The sequence below is a fragment of the Sanguibacter sp. Z1732 genome (genome assembly GCF_051020515.1).
In the GTDB taxonomy this organism is placed as follows: Bacteria; Actinomycetota; Actinomycetes; order Actinomycetales; family Beutenbergiaceae; genus CALKWS01.
Window position 1 is genome coordinate 2,529,964 of record NZ_CP194857.1, and the last position, 15,781, is coordinate 2,545,744.

At 66.5% G+C, this 15,781-nt stretch carries 14 protein-coding genes; all 14 read left to right on the top strand.

Translation table 11 applies throughout. The features are described from left to right. Positions 1–195: 195 nt before the first annotated feature. The 14 genes from ACRRRO_RS13415 to ACRRRO_RS13480 all read left to right on the top strand — a co-directional run bounded on the left by ACRRRO_RS13415 (position 196) and on the right by ACRRRO_RS13480 (position 15,723). Complete coding sequence (locus ACRRRO_RS13415) at positions 196–1,092, top strand: glycoside hydrolase family 172 protein (RefSeq protein ID WP_434080401.1); 897 nt, start codon at positions 196–198, stop codon at positions 1,090–1,092. Between the two features lie 11 nt (positions 1,093–1,103). Further along, positions 1,104–2,234: a DUF4185 domain-containing protein gene (locus ACRRRO_RS13420; RefSeq protein WP_424796729.1), complete on the top strand. Its 1,131-nt coding sequence runs from the start codon at positions 1,104–1,106 to the stop codon at positions 2,232–2,234. 85 nt (positions 2,235–2,319) lie between these two features. Continuing rightward, positions 2,320–3,648 (top strand): ABC transporter substrate-binding protein, encoded by a 1,329-nt coding sequence (locus ACRRRO_RS13425; RefSeq protein ID WP_424796730.1) that lies wholly within the window; start codon positions 2,320–2,322, stop codon positions 3,646–3,648. Positions 3,649–3,715: 67 nt separating this feature from the next. Beyond that, the gene (locus ACRRRO_RS13430) at positions 3,716–4,660 is read left to right on the top strand and encodes a carbohydrate ABC transporter permease (protein WP_424796731.1); all 945 of its coding nucleotides are present in this window, start codon (positions 3,716–3,718) and stop codon (positions 4,658–4,660) included. Further along, on the top strand, positions 4,660–5,577 hold the full coding sequence (locus ACRRRO_RS13435) for a carbohydrate ABC transporter permease (protein ID WP_424796732.1): 918 nt from the start codon (positions 4,660–4,662) through the stop codon (positions 5,575–5,577). The genes ACRRRO_RS13430 and ACRRRO_RS13435 overlap by 1 nt, the downstream gene beginning before the upstream one ends. 50 nt (positions 5,578–5,627) lie before the next feature. Further along, on the top strand, positions 5,628–6,176 hold the full coding sequence (locus ACRRRO_RS13440) for a GH116 family glycosyl-hydrolase (RefSeq protein WP_434080402.1): 549 nt from the start codon (positions 5,628–5,630) through the stop codon (positions 6,174–6,176). After that, positions 6,166–8,154: a GH116 family glycosyl hydrolase gene (locus ACRRRO_RS13445; RefSeq protein WP_434080403.1), complete on the top strand. Its 1,989-nt coding sequence runs from the start codon at positions 6,166–6,168 to the stop codon at positions 8,152–8,154. Before ACRRRO_RS13440 ends, ACRRRO_RS13445 begins: the two co-directional genes overlap by 11 nt. Positions 8,155–8,278: 124 nt before the next feature. Further along, positions 8,279–9,718 (top strand): DUF4185 domain-containing protein, encoded by a 1,440-nt coding sequence (locus ACRRRO_RS13450; RefSeq protein ID WP_434080404.1) that lies wholly within the window; start codon positions 8,279–8,281, stop codon positions 9,716–9,718. Beyond that, positions 9,715–10,104, top strand: a complete 390-nt coding sequence (locus ACRRRO_RS13455) for an FIMAH domain-containing protein (RefSeq protein ID WP_434080405.1) — start codon at positions 9,715–9,717, stop codon at positions 10,102–10,104. The genes ACRRRO_RS13450 and ACRRRO_RS13455 overlap by 4 nt, the downstream gene beginning before the upstream one ends. A 130-nt stretch (positions 10,105–10,234) precedes the next feature. Further along, positions 10,235–11,722 carry a mannitol dehydrogenase family protein gene (locus ACRRRO_RS13460; protein WP_424796735.1) on the top strand — a complete coding sequence of 496 codons (1,488 nt, stop codon included), beginning with the start codon at positions 10,235–10,237 and terminating at the stop codon, positions 11,720–11,722. Positions 11,723–11,787: 65 nt separating this feature from the next. Further along, positions 11,788–12,240, top strand: a complete 453-nt coding sequence (locus ACRRRO_RS13465) for a VOC family protein (protein WP_424796736.1) — start codon at positions 11,788–11,790, stop codon at positions 12,238–12,240. Positions 12,241–12,284: 44 nt separating this feature from the next. Further along, on the top strand, positions 12,285–13,004 hold the full coding sequence (locus ACRRRO_RS13470) for a succinate dehydrogenase cytochrome b subunit (protein ID WP_424788611.1): 720 nt from the start codon (positions 12,285–12,287) through the stop codon (positions 13,002–13,004). Further along, on the top strand, positions 13,004–14,977 hold the full coding sequence (locus tag ACRRRO_RS13475) for a fumarate reductase/succinate dehydrogenase flavoprotein subunit (RefSeq protein WP_424788610.1): 1,974 nt from the start codon (positions 13,004–13,006) through the stop codon (positions 14,975–14,977). Before ACRRRO_RS13470 ends, ACRRRO_RS13475 begins: the two co-directional genes overlap by 1 nt. Further along, positions 14,974–15,723, top strand: coding sequence for a succinate dehydrogenase/fumarate reductase iron-sulfur subunit (locus tag ACRRRO_RS13480; protein WP_424788609.1), 750 nt, complete (start codon positions 14,974–14,976; stop codon positions 15,721–15,723). Before ACRRRO_RS13475 ends, ACRRRO_RS13480 begins: the two co-directional genes overlap by 4 nt. Positions 15,724–15,781 lie beyond the last annotated feature (58 nt).

Sequence of the window (15,781 nt, forward strand, 5' to 3'; positions counted from 1 at the left end):
CGATGGCGACCAGCGGCGGCCGCTACGGCAGTTACGGAAGCAGTTTGCGAGACCTACCGCGGCTGCGCGCACACCGGCGCATGCGCGAATCCAGTTGGGACCCCACCGGCGGCAATGAGGATCGCGTCACGGTCCGACCGGGGCACCGTCACGCTTGCCGATATACCCGGGGCGGGTTCGGTGAACCACATCTGGATGACCGTCGCACCCCGGGAGGCGCCAACCCCGGACTCGGTGGACAACGATTACCTGCGCAAGTTGGTGCTGAAGATCTACTGGGACGGCGCCCAGTACCCGAGTGTGCTGGTCCCGCTGGGTGACTTCTTCGGCGTCGGGCATGCCCGGACGGTCAATTTCGCCTCGCTGCCCCTGCAGATGAGCCCACAGGACGGTAAAGCGTTCAACTCCTTCTTCCACATGCCCTTCGCTGATGGCGCCCGGTTCGAGTTGACCAGTGAATGCGAAGCGGAGGACATGTGGTTCTACTACTACATCGACTACGACGCCTTCGATGAACTCGAGGAGGGGTTCGGCAGGTTCCACGCCTCGTGGAACCGGCAGTGCCCCACCGACGGCGTCGAACAGGGCGGACAGTCCAACGCGGAATTCCTGTTCGGCGGAGAGAACCGGGATGGGCACGGCAACTACACGATCCTGGACACCACCGGGCGCGGGCATTACATCGGATGCGTCCTGAACATCACGAACCTGCGCGATACCAGCGACTGGAACTGGTACGGCGAAGGCGACGACATGATCTTCATCGACGGGGAGCCGTGGCCCCCGCGGCTGCACGGCACTGGCACCGAGGACTACTTCAACACCGCCTGGTGTCCCTCGCAGTCCTATGCCGCGCCCTACCACGGGCTCACGCTGCCGGGCGGGGAGAACTGGAGTGGCCAGATCTCCACCTACCGCTTCCATGTCGAGGACCCGATCTCCTTCACCACCTCGATCAAGGTCACCATCGAACACGGGCATGCCAACAAGCGCAGCGACGACCTGTCCTCCACAGCGTACTGGTACGCCGATCAGCCGACGCCGGGCCTCACGCTGGCACCGTTGGATCAGCGCCGGCCGAGGCAGGGATGAGGAGGCGGGCGATGGTGAGGGCGACCGCAGCGGGTTCCGCCGTGCTGCTGGCGGCGTGCTCACCGGACCCCGGCGCCGTGGATGTCGCCGAGTCGAAAGGGGGTGACTTCCTCATCACCGGCGTCAGCGACGTGACCCAGATCGCGCAGTTGACCGGCCCGGACTCGCGGATCAACGACACCGAAGCGGTGGCGGTGGCCGGGACCGATCTTGGCTCGATGTTCACCGCCGGAGAGCGGACCTTCTTCGTCTTCGGTGACACCTTCGGTGAGCGCGACCCGGAATCCCACGGCGGGCAGGGGAGCAACTGGCGCTCGAACGTACTCGCCTACACCACCGATGACGACCCCTCGGACGGCATCACCTTCGACGGTTGGATCACTGACGACATCGGTTTTGCCGCCGAAGCCGTTCCCGGTGCCCACGATCCGAACGGCGTCGGGGAGGTGACCAAGATCCCCACCTTCGGCTTCGCGGTGGACGACGTCCTGTACCTGGCGTTCATGTCGGTACATCTCTGGGGTGAACCGGGGGAGTGGGAGGCGAACTACGCCGGGTTGGCCCGCAGCGACGACGGCGGACAGAACTGGACCGAGCTGGACATCCAGTGGCCGGGAGACTCCAACTTCATCCAGGTCTCCACCGTCGAGGTCTCCGAGGACGGTGAGGATTATCTGTACTTCTTCTCCATCCCGGCCGGCCGCACCGGCCCGGTGCAGTTGATGAAGGTCCCCGCCAGCACCGGGGCCGTGGAGGACCTGGGCTCCTACCGCTACTTCACCGGCACTGATGGCGACGGTGCTGCGCAATGGTCGCAGGAGATGGACGCCGCCGTCGATGTGGTCCCGGGACAGTTCGGCGAACTGTCGGTGATCTACTCCGAGCAACTCCAGCGCTGGCTCCTGACCACAATGCGGTTCGCGGAGGGTGACGCGGTGCTCTTGGAGGGCCTCAACCCCTGGGGACCGTGGAGCGAGCCGCACGTCATCACCGACCAGGTGGACAGTCCCGGCCTGTACGGGCCCTATACGCATCCGGACTACGTCAGTGATGACGGTCGAACCCTCTACTTCACCCTGTCCCTGTGGGGGCCGTACAACGTCTTCTGGTACAGCCTCGACCTCGAGATCAGCAATCCATAACCACCCGCTCGTCCAGAGCACATCAAGGAGGATGACGACAATGAGCACACGACGCACACGACGCACACGACGCACGATGGGCGCGATGAGCGCCATCGCGGCGGCAGGTCTGGTGTTGACTGCGTGCTCCGGGACACCGGAAGGTGGCCCGGGCGACACCGGCGAGCCCGGGGGTGAGAACGGGGACTCCGATGCCCCCACGGGCGCGGTGGAGGTGACCTTCTGGCAGACCCAGTACACCGATGAGGAGAACGAGTGGTACGAAGGCGTCGTCGAAGAGTTCAACGACGCCCAGGACGACATCTTCATCAACCACACGATCGTTCCTGGCGATGCCTGGGACCAACGCATGACCGCTGCCCAAGCGGCCGGTAATCAGCCGGATGTCCGCACGGTCAACTACGGCGACATCTCCGATGGCGCTCGTACCGGTCAGATCACCTCACTGGCCGACCTCATCGATTCCGCAGCATGGGATGACCTGGAGGACAACGTCCGGGAGATGGTGACCTACGACGGCGAGGAGTATGCCTACCCCTTGCTGGTCGAACCCTCGGCGGTGCTGTACTACCGCACCGACCTGTTCGAGGAGGCCGGACTCGATGGCCCGCCGACCACCTGGGACGAACTCGTCGACTATGCCGACCAACTGACCGACGACACCACATTCGGGCTGCGGCTGGCGCAGAACGCCGGGGACATGGCGTGGTCCACCTGGGGTTACCAATGGAACGTGGCCGGACACCTGCCGATCAGCGATGACTGGTCCGAGCCGCAGGCGACGCAGGACTACGCCCCGCTGCTGCAGGCGTTCCAGGACATGTTCGCCTCCGGTGCCATCCCACCGGCCGACGGCGGGGGCTACCCGGAGGCTTCCCCCTTCGGTGAAGGTCGTTACGCCATGATGGCGAACGGCTCCTGGGCAGCCAGTGAACTACTGGCCGACTACCCCGACCTCGTCGACGACGTCGCGGTCGCCGCCATGCCAAGTTTCTCCGGCCAGCCCGGCGAGACCACCGCAACCCTCGGTGGCTGGACCCTTGTGGTTGACGGCGCCAGCGACGTACCCGAAGAGGCCGCGGCCTTCATCGAATGGGCCCTGGGTGGCGACGTGGATGTCCTGGTGCCCTTCTTCGAGTCCACCGTCTTCTCCAAGGTCTCCCCCCGTATCTCGGTGGCCGAGGCGATCGCCGAGCACCCGGATGTCGATGAGATCAACCCGTGGAACGCGGTGATCCAGGAAGACATCGTCCCCTACGCCCAGGCGGAGCCGCAGTATCCCTGGGGCGTGAGCCTAGCGATGGGTGAGGCCATCGAGATGGCCATGCAGGGCACACCGGTCGACGAGGCGCTGGAGTACGCCGACAGCGAGATCCAGACCGAGATCGACAACTCAGACCTGGCCGGGTCCTGACCCTGTGCTACCGACGGGCCCGGCCGGGCCCGTCGGTAGCACCCCGACTCACAAGGAGGTGACGGTCATGGCGGTGCTGTCCCAGCAACGTCGTGGTACCCACCACGATGGGCAAGCGGCGCGACGACGACCCGCTCCGCACCGGAAGGACAACAAGATCGCGTTCGCGATGCTTGCCCCGGCGCTCATCCTGCTCTCGATCTTCGTCATCTGGCCGCTGATCTACGCCTGGGTGGTGAGCTTCTACCAATGGAACTTCTACCAGGAGTCGATCTTCATCGGCCTGCGCAACTTCCAGATCGTGCTCAACGATGCCACGTTCCGCGAGTCGATCGTGCGCGGCCTGGTGTTCGCGCTGATCGTGGTGCCGGTGATTCTCACGATCGCCTTCCTGTTCGCCAACCTGGTCAAGACGATGGGGCAGCGGATGGCCACCCTGCTCAAGGTGAGCATCTACATCCCCACGGTGATCTCCGGGGTGATCGCCTCGATCGTGTTCGTGCTGGTGTACGAGTACCGCCAGGGCATCCTCAACTACCTGCTCGGACTGGTGGGCATCAGTGACATCGCCTGGCTGGGCAGTGCCCGGACCGCGCTGTACGCCCTGACCGTGCCGGCGATCTGGCTCGGCTTGGGCCTGGCCTCGCTCATCATGCTCGCCGGCTTGCTGGACGTCCCGGAGAGTTACTACGAGTCAGCCGAACTCGAGGGCGCGAACTGGTTCCAGCGCACGTTCTACATCACCATCCCGTTGATGAAGAACGTCATCCTGTACCTGCTGGTCACCGGGTTCGTGGCCGCGATCCAGCAGTACGAACTCCCCCTCATCATGACCGGTGGTGGCCCGACGCAATCGACGCTGCTGCCCAACCTGCTGATCTTCCAGAGGTTCACCGGTGATCTGTACGTGGGGTACTCGATCGCTGCCGCCCTGCTGCTGTTCCTAGTGCTGGGCTCGTTGTCGGCAGTGATCTTCCGGTTGATCAACTCGGAGAAGGCGGTGGATGGCTGATGGCAGTCACCGGACAAGCACTTACCCGCGATATGGCCCCGGAGATCATCTCCGGGGTGACCACGGTGACCAAACGGCGCCGCAGCGCCCGATCCACCGGTCCTGTGGGCACCGTGTTCCGATACCTGTTCGCTTTCCTCATCGTGCTCGCCGCCCTGTTTCCGTTGGCGTGGATGGCGATCTCGGGGTTCAAGGCACGCAATGAGGTCGTGACCTCGCCGTTCCAGTTCTTCCCCGAGATCTGGCGCCCGGAGAACTACGCGGAGATCCTGAGCGATCCCCAGTTCACCCGTGCCCTGGGGATCACCTTCCTCGGCGCGGTGTTGTTCACGTTGCTCAGCCTCACCGTGAACTCGATGGCGGCCTATGCCTTCGCGCGTCTGGAGTTCTCCTTCAAACGGATCATCTGGACCCTGACGCTGCTCACCATGTTCATTCCCGGGATGGCGATCCTGCTGACGTCCTACATCGTGGTGACCCGGATGGGCATGCTCAACACCTTGGCAGTCCTGGTGGTGCCCGGCGCCACCGCCGCGATCCACATCTTCTTCATCCGCCAGTTCTATCTCGGCGTCCCGACCAGCCTGGAGGAGGCAGCGTTCCTGGACGGATGCGGCCGGTGGCAGATCTTCCTGAGGATCTTCCTGCCGATGTCCAAACCGGTATTCGTCGTCGTCGGCATCACCTCTTTCCTGGCGTTCTGGAACGCCTACGTGTGGCCGATCATGACGATCACCGAGCCGGACAGTCCACTCACCCAGATCCAGCAGTACCTGGCCATGTTCCGCTCTGAACGACGGACCGAGTACGGCCTGTTGCTGGCGGGTTCCACCCTCGCAGCCACCCCGGTGATCGTGCTGTTCCTGATCTTCCAGCGGTACATCATCAGCGGAATCCGGATCTCCGGGATCAAGTAGGCGAGTACGACAACGCAGCGGCGCTCGATGCGCTGCAGTGAAGGAGTCCCATGGCTGACACCGGCCCCCGGTCGATCCCGCATGCACTCGGGCCCCATGTGGCCCTGCCGCTGGGCGGGATCGGCACCGGCAACCTCGCCCTGGGCGCCGATGGCGGGTTGCGACAGTGGCAACTGCACAACATCGGCAACCACCGTGGCGATCTCCCCGGATCCTTCTTCGCGCTCCGGGTGAGCCAGTGGGAACCACCGTTCGACGCCGTGCGGATTCTGCAGGCACCTGCGCCGGCGGCTGAACAGACCCACACCCCGCTGGTCAACGACGACCACGTCCCGAACTGGCAGCGTGAACTGCTCGAGCAGGCCGAGCCGATGCCCGAATCCACCTTCACCGGCCAGTACCCCTTCGGGCGGGTCGACTTCCACGACGAGACGCTGCCCGTGCAGGTGAGCCTGGAAGCCTTCACCCCGTTCGTGCCGCTGGATGTGCAGAACAGCTCGCTGCCCGCCGCCCTGTTCACCCTCACCCTCACCAACCACGACGTGACCCCCGTGGCCGCCTGGCTGGGGGGGGGCGATCCAGAACGCTGTGGGAGGTGACGGCGTCCTGGCGCCCGACGGCGTGCGCGCGCCCGGATACGGTGGCAACGTCAACCGGGTCAACCGGGACGGGGGTTGGACCAACCTGGTGCTGGAGAACCCGTCGCTGTCCGCGGATCACCCCGGCGCCGGTTCCATGGTGCTCGCTTGTGATGCTCCGTTGACCACGGCACTACCCGCTTGGACCAGCCCGCACCAGTTCCTGGACTTCATGCGCTCGCGGCAACCGTTCGGTCCCCAGGACTGGGCCCACATGCCCTCATGGATCGCCGATCCACAACCCACGGGCACCTGGAGCCAGGCACGGCCCAGCCCGACCGGAGCCACCTGGAACGGTGGTTTGGCGGGTCAGATCGACGTGCCTCCCGGGCAGAGCGTGCAGGTGCGGTTCGTCCTCACGTGGCACTTTCCGAACCGGTACGTCAACTTCACACAGTTCGGGGGGATCCGGCCCGAGTGGGGGGCTACCAGGCACCGGCTCGGCAACCACTACACCACCGTGCATGCCGACGCGTTGGCGGTGAGCCGGCAGGTGCAGCAGCAATGGAAGGGTCTGGAGTCGGTCTCCCGCCGGTGGGTACGCACGGTCGCCGGCTCGGGACTGAGCGCGACCGAGACCGAGCATCTGCTCGCCCAGGCCGCGATCATCAGGAGCCCGAGTTTCTTCCGCGATGAGGACGGAAGGTTCTACGGGTTCGAGGGCGTGCATGGCGCCTCGACCACGATGTGGTCCGGGGACGTTGGCGGGTCCTGTCCGCTGAACTGTACGCATGTGTTCGCCTATGCCCAGGGACTGGCGAAGTTGTTCCCGGAACTGGAACGGTCGATGCGGCGGACTCAGTTCGAGGTCATGCAGGCCCCGCCAGGGTTCATCCCGCACCGGTTGATCGCCCCGACCCACCTACCCCAACTATGGGACCGGCCGATCGGGGGACCGGGAGAGCCCGCACTGGACGGGATGCTCGCGACCGTCCTGCAGACGTATCGGGAGGTGCGTACCGGAGCCGGACAGGACTGGCTCAGGACGTACTGGCCCAACATCCACCGACTGCTGGAGTACGTCGCCGCATCCTGGGATCCCCAGGGCACCGGGATGCTGCACGGCATACAACCCTCCACCCACGACATCGACCTGGCCGGCCTGAACACCTTCATGGGCACCTACTGGCTCGCGGCACTGCGCGCGGGCGAGGAGTTGGCCCGGCTGCTCGGCCACACCGACATCGCCACCAGGTGGCGGGAATGGTTCGAACGGTCCTCGGTCGCCTACGATGACGCCCTCTTCACCGGGGAGTACTACATCCAGGTGCTCGAGGAAGGCGATCCGACCAAGTTCCAATGGGAGCGCGGCTGCCTGTCCGACCAACTGATCGGGCAGTGGTGGGCCCACACCCTGGACCTGGGGTACCTGCTCCCGGCCGATCACGTGCGTACTGCGCTGGCTTCGGTGGTCCGTCACAACCTGCGCACCGGCTTCGACGGCTTCGACCACCCATTCCGGTCCTTCGCGGTCCAGGATGAGACCGGGCTGCTGATGTGCTCCTGGCCGCACGGGGGCCGCCCGGCCACGCCCACCCGGTATTGCGATGAGGTGTGGACCGGGATCGAGCAGCAGGTGGCCGCGCACTGCCTGATGGAAGGGCTGACCGAGGAAGCCGACGCGATCCTGACCGGACTGTGGGCCCGGTACGACGGGCGCCGACGCAATCCGTACAACCAGGTTGAGTGCGGAGACCACTATGTGCGGGCTCTGTCGGGATGGACGGTCCTGGAAGCTCGCACCGGGCACCGTTGGGACGCCACCACCGGCACCCTGCAGGTGGCGGCTATGCCCGACGGCGGCTGGCCGGTGCTCACCGACGGCGGCTGGGGCACGCTCCGGCCGGTGCCCGACGGGGTGGAGTTGACGTGCCGGCACGGTCGGTTCGAGATCGAGCGTCTCGTGGTCGACGGGCAGGATCTGCTCGGTGCCCGCTGATGTTGGCCACGGGGGAGGGGAGAACCATCCGTTGATGCGCTGCGCCGTCGAAGCAGCGCAGCCGTCCAGGAGGGCACTGGTGCCGGCGGTCGCCGGCTCAGGCAATGACGCCAAGGAGAGGGATATGAGCACATCTAGCACATCTAGCAGCACGGGCACCAGGGCAACCGCGGCCCTGGGCACACTGGCGCTGGCAGCAGCGGGGGTGGTCCTGGTGGCTACGCCCGCAGCAGCCTCGGAAGAACATTCTCCGGCGCAGATGATCGCGAAGATCACCGGGCCGGGTTCGATCAACGACACGGACTCCCGGTGGAACGTCGGGGGTACCGACCTGGGGTTGATGTGGGACAACGGGGCCGGGCAGATCATGTTTGCCATCGGGGACACCTTCGCCACGGCCCCTGCTGGTGGGCCGGACTGGCGCTCCAACGGTCTGCTGCGCAGTTCCGATGCCGACTTCACCACCGGCATGATGCTGGATAGCGCAGTGCTGGACGGCGACGGCGACGCGGCCGAGATCATCCCTTCGCTGAAGGACCCGGGCACCGAGCACACCACCATCCCCACCGCCGGGATCGCCGTGGGTGACACCCAGTACCTGGCGTTCATGTCAGTGCGCCAGTGGGGAGAGCCGGGGGAGTGGGACACCAACTACTCCCGGATCGCCTACTCCGAGGACAACGGGGAGACCTGGAATGACACCGACGGTCCGGAGTGGACCAACACCGAAGCCGGTGACAACAACTTCCAGATGGTCAGTTTCGTGCGCGGGCAGGGGGACGGCTACATCTACATGCACGGCACGCCGAACGGCCGCCTCGGCGCGGCCCAGGTGGCGCGGGTACCCGAGGAAGAGATCCTGGACAAGGACTCCTACACCTACTGGGACGGCGCCGGCTGGGCCCCCGAGGAGACCGCCGCGGTCGACGTCGTGGCCCCCAACGTCTCCGAACTGTCCGTGCAGTACCACGAACACTCCGGGCAGTGGCTGATGATGTATCTGAACGACGAGGAGGTCGACGTCGTGGTGCGCACCGCGCCGGCTCCCGAGGGCCCGTGGGGCCAGGCTCAGATCGTCGCGAGTTTCGCAGACTATCCCGGCCTGTACTCCCCGTACATGCACCCCTGGAACGAGGGCCCCACGGTGCACTTCATGATGTCGCTGTGGGAGCCGTACAACATCTATCAGCTCGCTTTCGATCTCGATACCGACGGACAGATCACCCGCCCCAACCTGATCGCCGATCCCAGTTTCGAACGCGCCGGCGAATCCGGTGCGGTGAGCGACGTCTGGTCCTGCACCGGGAACTGCGGCATCGATCGCGACATCAACTGGGCCCATTCGGGCAGCAACCAAGCCTGGATGCGGCACAACACCGGATGGATCGATGTGCACCAGCAGGTGCCGGTGGAGCCGAACACCACCTACGACCTGTCGGCCTTCGTCACCACCGGTGGCGAACCGGCCCAGGGCGCGCTGGGCGTTCGTCAGGTGGCCCGGGCGCCCAGGTCCTCGCCGAGACCGAGTTCACCGAACTGCCCGTGTACGAGCGTCAGGCGTTGACCTTCAATTCCGGACCGAACACCGCCGTGGAGGTCTACGTCGGCAGCAACCTGGACGGTGACCGCTGGGTCCAGATCGACGACTTCACGCTGATCGCCGGCGGAACCGAGGCCGAACCCGACCCGCCCTCGGTCGACGCGCTGCGAGCCAGTCTGGAGGCCTACACGGCCGACGGTGCGGTGGCCGGACCGATCGCTCATCAGTTGGCCGGAGCGCTGGACCAAGTCGAACGACACCTGGACGATGGGCGCACCCAGCCTGCGCACGTCGCACTGGACCGGTTCATCCGTCACCTGGACAACCCCAAACGCCCCGACACCTTGACGCCGGAGGCTGCCTCGCATCTGCGGCACGAGGCCGTGGCCCTGCGGGAGGCCACCGGGTGAACCAGGTGTACCTGGTGGCCGGCGCTCGCTGGCACCTCTGCGTATCCCACCGGCACCGGTGCGCGCGTGTCACTTGGTTTCCGAGGCGCGCCGGGCGTACCGTGAACCGGCCGAGGAGAAGGAGGCACCCGTGAAAGTGCTGAACCGTGACACGCTGGAGGCAGTCTCCGCGACGGTGCCGGCTCCGGCCTACGACCGCACGCAGTTGCGCGTCGGGATCGTGCACTTCGGGGTAGGCGGATTCCACCGGGCCCACCAGGCGATGTACGTGGATCGACTCATGCAGGACGGGACCGCCCGGGACTGGGCCATCTGCGGCGTGGGGCTGCTACCGGGGGACCGGCACATGGCCGACGTGCTCCAGGCGCAGGACGGGCTGTACACACTGGTGACCAAGCACCCGGACGGGACGCTGGAACCCAGGGTCATCGGCTCGATCGCGCGGTACCTGTACGGGCCGGCGGACCCTGCGGCGGTGCTCGATCAGATGGTTGATCCCGGGGTTCGGATCGTCTCGCTGACCGTCACCGAGGGCGGGTACCACGTCAACCCGGTGACCGGCGAACTCGATCCCGCCGCCCCCGAACTGCAGCACGATCTGGCCCACCCCGACGAGCCGTCGTCGATGTTCGGCTACGTGCTGGCGGCGCTGCGGCGGCGCCGTGCCGCGGGAGTACCGCCGTTCACGGTGGTCTCCTGCGACAACATCCAGGGCAACGGGGACGTGGCCCGGGCGATGCTGGTGGCGTTCGCCAGGCTGCAGGATCCGGATCTGGGCGGCTGGATCGACGCCGAGGTCTCCTTCCCCAACTCCATGGTGGACCGGATCACCCCCGCCACCGCCGCTGCCGACCGCACCATGGTGGCGACCCGGTTCGGCATCATCGACGAGTGGCCGGTCGTCGCCGAACCGTTCGTCCAGTGGGTCCTCGAGGACGACTTCCCGACCGGCCGTCCGCCGTTCCAGGACGCCGGCGTGCAGATGGTCGATGACGTGGTGCCATACGAGATGATGAAGTTGCGCCTGCTCAACGCCAGCCATCAGGCGCTGTGCTACCTGGGCTACCTCGCCGGGTACCGGTACGCCCATGAGGTCGCCGCGGACCCGTTGTTCCGGTCCTTCCTGCTCCGGTACATGCGTGAGGAAGCTGCCCCGACCCTGCCCCCGGTGCCCGGTGTCGATCTGCGCGACTATCAGCACCAACTCATCGAACGGTTCGCCAACGCCCATGTGCGCGACACCCTCGCGCGGCTCTGCGCGGAGAGTTCGGACCGGATTCCGGCGTGGTTGGTACCGGTGGTCGTGGAGAACCTGCAGGCCGGCGGATCCGTGGCATGCTCGGCCCTCGTCGTCGCGGCGTGGGCGCGGTACGCCGAAGGCACCGACGAGCAGGGCCGGCCGATCGAGGTTGTGGATCAGCGCCGGGACCGGGTGATGGCGGCAGCGGGCCGGCAGCGGCAGGATGAACTTGCGTTCCTGCGCGATCGGACGCTGTTCGGTGACCTCGTCGACGACGACCGGTTCGTCACGGCATACCGGTCCGCGCTGACCGACTTGCACCGGGACGGAGCGCGAACGGCACTTGAATCGCTCATGGCCGGGGCGCGGATCCACTGAACGGAACGAACCCATCCCGCTGAAATGTCCAAGCCCGGGACCAGCATGGGCGGCACACTGGAGGCATGCCCATCACACTCACGCCCAAACTCGTCGTCCACGAGGCCGATAGCGCGATCGACTATTACTCCCGGGCCCTCGGGGCCACGGTGCGGCAGCGGTACACGATGGGGGACTCCGTGGTGTTCGCCGAACTGGCGGTGTTCGGCCTCGCCCTTCTTCTCAAGGATGCCGACGAGCACGACCCCAGCCCGCAGACGTTGGGCCGGCCGGGCGTGCTGCTCGATGTGACCACCGACGATCCGGACGGTCTGGCCGAGCAGATGGTGGCGGCCGGCGGCCAGGTGGTCTTCCCGGTGGCCGACCAGCCCTACGGGGCGCGCGGCGGACGGGTGCGCGACCCCTTCGGCCACGAGTGGCTGCTGCAGACACCGATGACCTGGAGCCCCGAGCAGATCCAGGCCGCACTGGAGGATCCGAGGGCTGAACCACCCGGCGACACGACCCGCTGCCGGTGAAGGAAGTGTGAGGGGACGGTCGCCAAAGAGAGTACGGTGAAGGGGTGGCAACCCCAACACTGAACACCAGGCCACCGATCCCGACGTGGCGCTCGAGCATCGTGCTCAAATCTGTCATGGCCGTCAGCGGGCTGATCCTGGTCGGATTCCTGATCGCCCATGCCTACGGCAACTTCAAGATCTTCTCCGGGCAGGAGGCCTTCGATGCCTACTCGGCCTACCTGCGTGAGATCGGCCAGCCCCTGTTGCCCTACAGCGGCGCGCTGTGGATCCTGCGGATCGTGCTGCTGGCCGCTATCGGAGCGCATATCTACGCAGCGGTGACGCTATGGCGGCGCAACCGCGGCGCGACCGCCGGCAAGGGTGCCGCCCGGTACGTGAGCAGCAACGCCCGGCGCGGCCACCAGCGGTCCTACGCCTCGTTCACGATGCGGTGGGGAGGGGTGGTCATCGGGTTGTTCGTGATCTACCACATCCTGCACCTGACCACGAACCACATCGCCCCCGGTGGTGCTTCCGGAAGCCCGTACGAGCGAACGGTGAACGGGTTCGAGATCTGGTGGGTGGTGGCCACCTACACGATCGCCCTGATCGCCCTGGGCTTCCACCTGCGCCACGGGCTGTGGGCGGCCTTCGCCAGCATCGGCTGGAACCGATCGCCGCGGGTGCGTGCGAACCTGAACATCGCCGCCACGGTCGTCGCGGTAGCGATGATCCTCGCCTTCCTCATTCCCCCCTTCGCCGTCCTGTTCGGAGTCGTGTAGTGAGTACCACCCAGCCCGTCGACACTGAGTTCTACATCTCGGGCGCCCCGATCGCTGATGACAAGGCTCCGGCTGGGCCGATCAACGAGCGGTGGGACACCCGCCGGTTCGAGGCGAAACTGGTCAACCCCGCCAACCGCCGCAAACTCTCGGTGATCATGGTGGGCACCGGACTGGCCGGCGCCGCAGCAGCGGCCACCCTCGGTGAGGCCGGTTACCACGTCCAGGCGTTCTGCTATCAGGACAGCCCCCGCCGGGCCCACTCCATCGCCGCCCAGGGCGGGATCAATGCGGCCAAGAACTACCGCAACGACGGGGACTCCATCGAGCGGTTGTTCTTCGACACCGTCAAGGGCGGTGACTACCGCGCCCGGGAGTCCAACGTCTACCGGCTCTCCCAGGTCAGCGTGGAGATCATCGACCAGTGCGTGGCCCAGGGCGTACCGTTCGCCCGGGAGTACGGCGGGTTGCTGGACAACCGCTCCTTCGGCGGTGTGCAGGTCTCGCGCACCTTCTACGCCCGCGGCCAGACCGGTCAGCAGTTGCTGCTGGGGGCCTACCAGGCCATGGAACGCCAGATCGGGGCCGGGACGGTGGAGATGTTCTCCCGCCACGAGATGCTCGATGTGATCGTGATCGACGGCCACGCCCGGGGCATCGTGGCCCGGGACCTGGTCACCGGCGAGATCCAGACCCATATGGCCGACGCGGTGGTGCTGGCCAGCGGCGGGTACGGCAACGTGTTCTTCCTGTCCACCAACGCGATGGGCTCCAACGTCACCGCCACCTGGAAGGCGCACCGCAAGGGCGCCTTCTTCGGCAACCCCTGCTACACCCAGATCCACCCCACCTGCATCCCGGTGTCCGGGGCGAACCAGTCCAAACTCACCTTGATGAGCGAGTCGCTGCGCAACGACGGGCGCATCTGGGTTCCGAAGAAGCCCGGTGACGAACGCGCCCCGCAGGATATCCCCGAGGACGAGCGCGACTACTACCTGGAGCGTCGCTACCCCGCCTTCGGCAACCTGGTGCCTCGGGACGTGGCTTCCCGGGCCGCCAAGAACGTGTGCGATGAGGGCCGCGGGGTGGGCCACAAGGTCGACGGCGTAGCGCGCGGGGTCTACCTGGACTTCGCCGATGCGATCGCCCGATTGGGCCGCAAGGCGGTGGAGGGCAAGTACGGCAACTTGTTCGACATGTACGAGCAGATCACCGGGGAGAACCCGTACGAGATGCCGATGCGGATCTATCCCGCGGTGCACTACACCATGGGCGGGTTGTGGGTGGATTACGACCTGCAGTCCACCATCCCGGGGCTGTTCGTGACCGGGGAGGCCAACTTCTCCGACCACGGCGCCAACCGGCTCGGTGCCAGCGCGCTGATGCAGGGGTTGGGGGACGGCTACTTCGTGCTGCCACCCACGCTGGCGCACTACCTCGCGGACAACCCGCTGCCGCCGGTGGATGAGCACCACCCCGAGGCACAGGCCACCAAGGCGGCCGTGACCGAGCGGATCGAGAAACTCCTGAGCATCAACGGCGAGCGTACGGTGGACTCCTTCCACCGCGAACTCGGCGACATCATGTGGGAGTACTGCGGCATGGAGCGCAGCGCCGAGGGCCTGACGAAGGCGATCGGCCTGATCCGCTCGCTGCGTGAGGAGTTCTGGCGCAACGTCAGGGTGCCCGGTACCGCGGCGGAGTTCAACCAGTCCCTGGAGCGGGCCGGGCGGGTCGCCGACTTCCTGGAACTCGGCGAACTCATGTGCATCGACGCCCTGCACCGGGAGGAGTCCTGCGGTGGGCACTTCCGCGCCGAACATCAGACCGAGGACGGTGAGGCGCTGCGGGACGACGAGAACTTCGCCTACGTGGCGGCCTGGGAGTACACCGGAGAGGACGCCAAACCGGTCCTGCACAAGGAAGACCTGGAGTACGAGTACGTCGAGATGAAGCAGCGGAGCTACAAGTGAACATCACTCTGCGCGTATGGCGGCAGCGCACCGCCACCGACAACGGCCGGATGGTCACCTACCAGGTGGAGGGCATCTCCCCGGACATGTCCTTCCTGGAGATGCTCGACATGCTCAACGAGCGCCTCACCATGGCCGGCGACGACCCGATCGCGTTCGACGACGACTGCCGCGAGGGAATCTGCGGTGCGTGCGGACTGGTCATCAACGGCCTGGCGCACGGGCCCAAACAGCTCGTCACCACCTGCCAGTTGCACATGCGTAGTTTCAACGACGGCGACGTCATCGACGTCGAGCCCTTCCGGGCCGAGCCGTTCACCGTCGTCCGCGACCTCGTGGTGGACCGCTCCTCCTTCGACCGCATCATCCAGGCCGGCGGTTACATCTCGGTGAACACCGGCTCGGCCCCGGACGCCCACGCCACCCCGGTGCCCCGGGACGACGCCCAGGACGCCTTCGACGCCGCCGCCTGCATCGGTTGCGGAGCCTGTGTGGCGGCCTGCCCGAACGGATCGGCCTCGCTGTTCCTGGGCGCCAAGATCGATCACCTGGGCAAGCTCCCCCAGGGCCAGCCCGAACGGCACGCCCGGGCGCTGGCGATGACCGCCCGGCACGACCACGAGGGCTTCGGCGGGTGCACCCAGATCGGGGAGTGCGAAGCGGTGTGCCCCAAGGGGATCCCGCTGTCGGTGATCTCCCAGACGAACGCCGACGTGCTCGGTGCGCTCTCCCACGGGGGCCGGTAGCCCTGCGCACCGGTGTGAGGCAGTGAGGCCGGCGCACTCCTGATGCGCAAGATCGGTC

Coding starts and splice junctions, on each gene's coding strand:
- ACRRRO_RS13415 (WP_434080401.1), top strand. CDS start 196: ATGACCGTCGCACCCCGGGAGGCGCCAACCCCGGACTCGGTGGACAAC.
- ACRRRO_RS13420 (WP_424796729.1), top strand. CDS start 1,104: ATGGTGAGGGCGACCGCAGCGGGTTCCGCCGTGCTGCTGGCGGCGTGC.
- ACRRRO_RS13425 (WP_424796730.1), top strand. CDS start 2,320: ATGAGCGCCATCGCGGCGGCAGGTCTGGTGTTGACTGCGTGCTCCGGG.
- ACRRRO_RS13430 (WP_424796731.1), top strand. CDS start 3,716: ATGGCGGTGCTGTCCCAGCAACGTCGTGGTACCCACCACGATGGGCAA.
- ACRRRO_RS13435 (WP_424796732.1), top strand. CDS start 4,660: ATGGCAGTCACCGGACAAGCACTTACCCGCGATATGGCCCCGGAGATC.
- ACRRRO_RS13440 (WP_434080402.1), top strand. CDS start 5,628: ATGGCTGACACCGGCCCCCGGTCGATCCCGCATGCACTCGGGCCCCAT.
- ACRRRO_RS13450 (WP_434080404.1), top strand. CDS start 8,279: ATGAGCACATCTAGCACATCTAGCAGCACGGGCACCAGGGCAACCGCG.
- ACRRRO_RS13465 (WP_424796736.1), top strand. CDS start 11,788: ATGCCCATCACACTCACGCCCAAACTCGTCGTCCACGAGGCCGATAGC.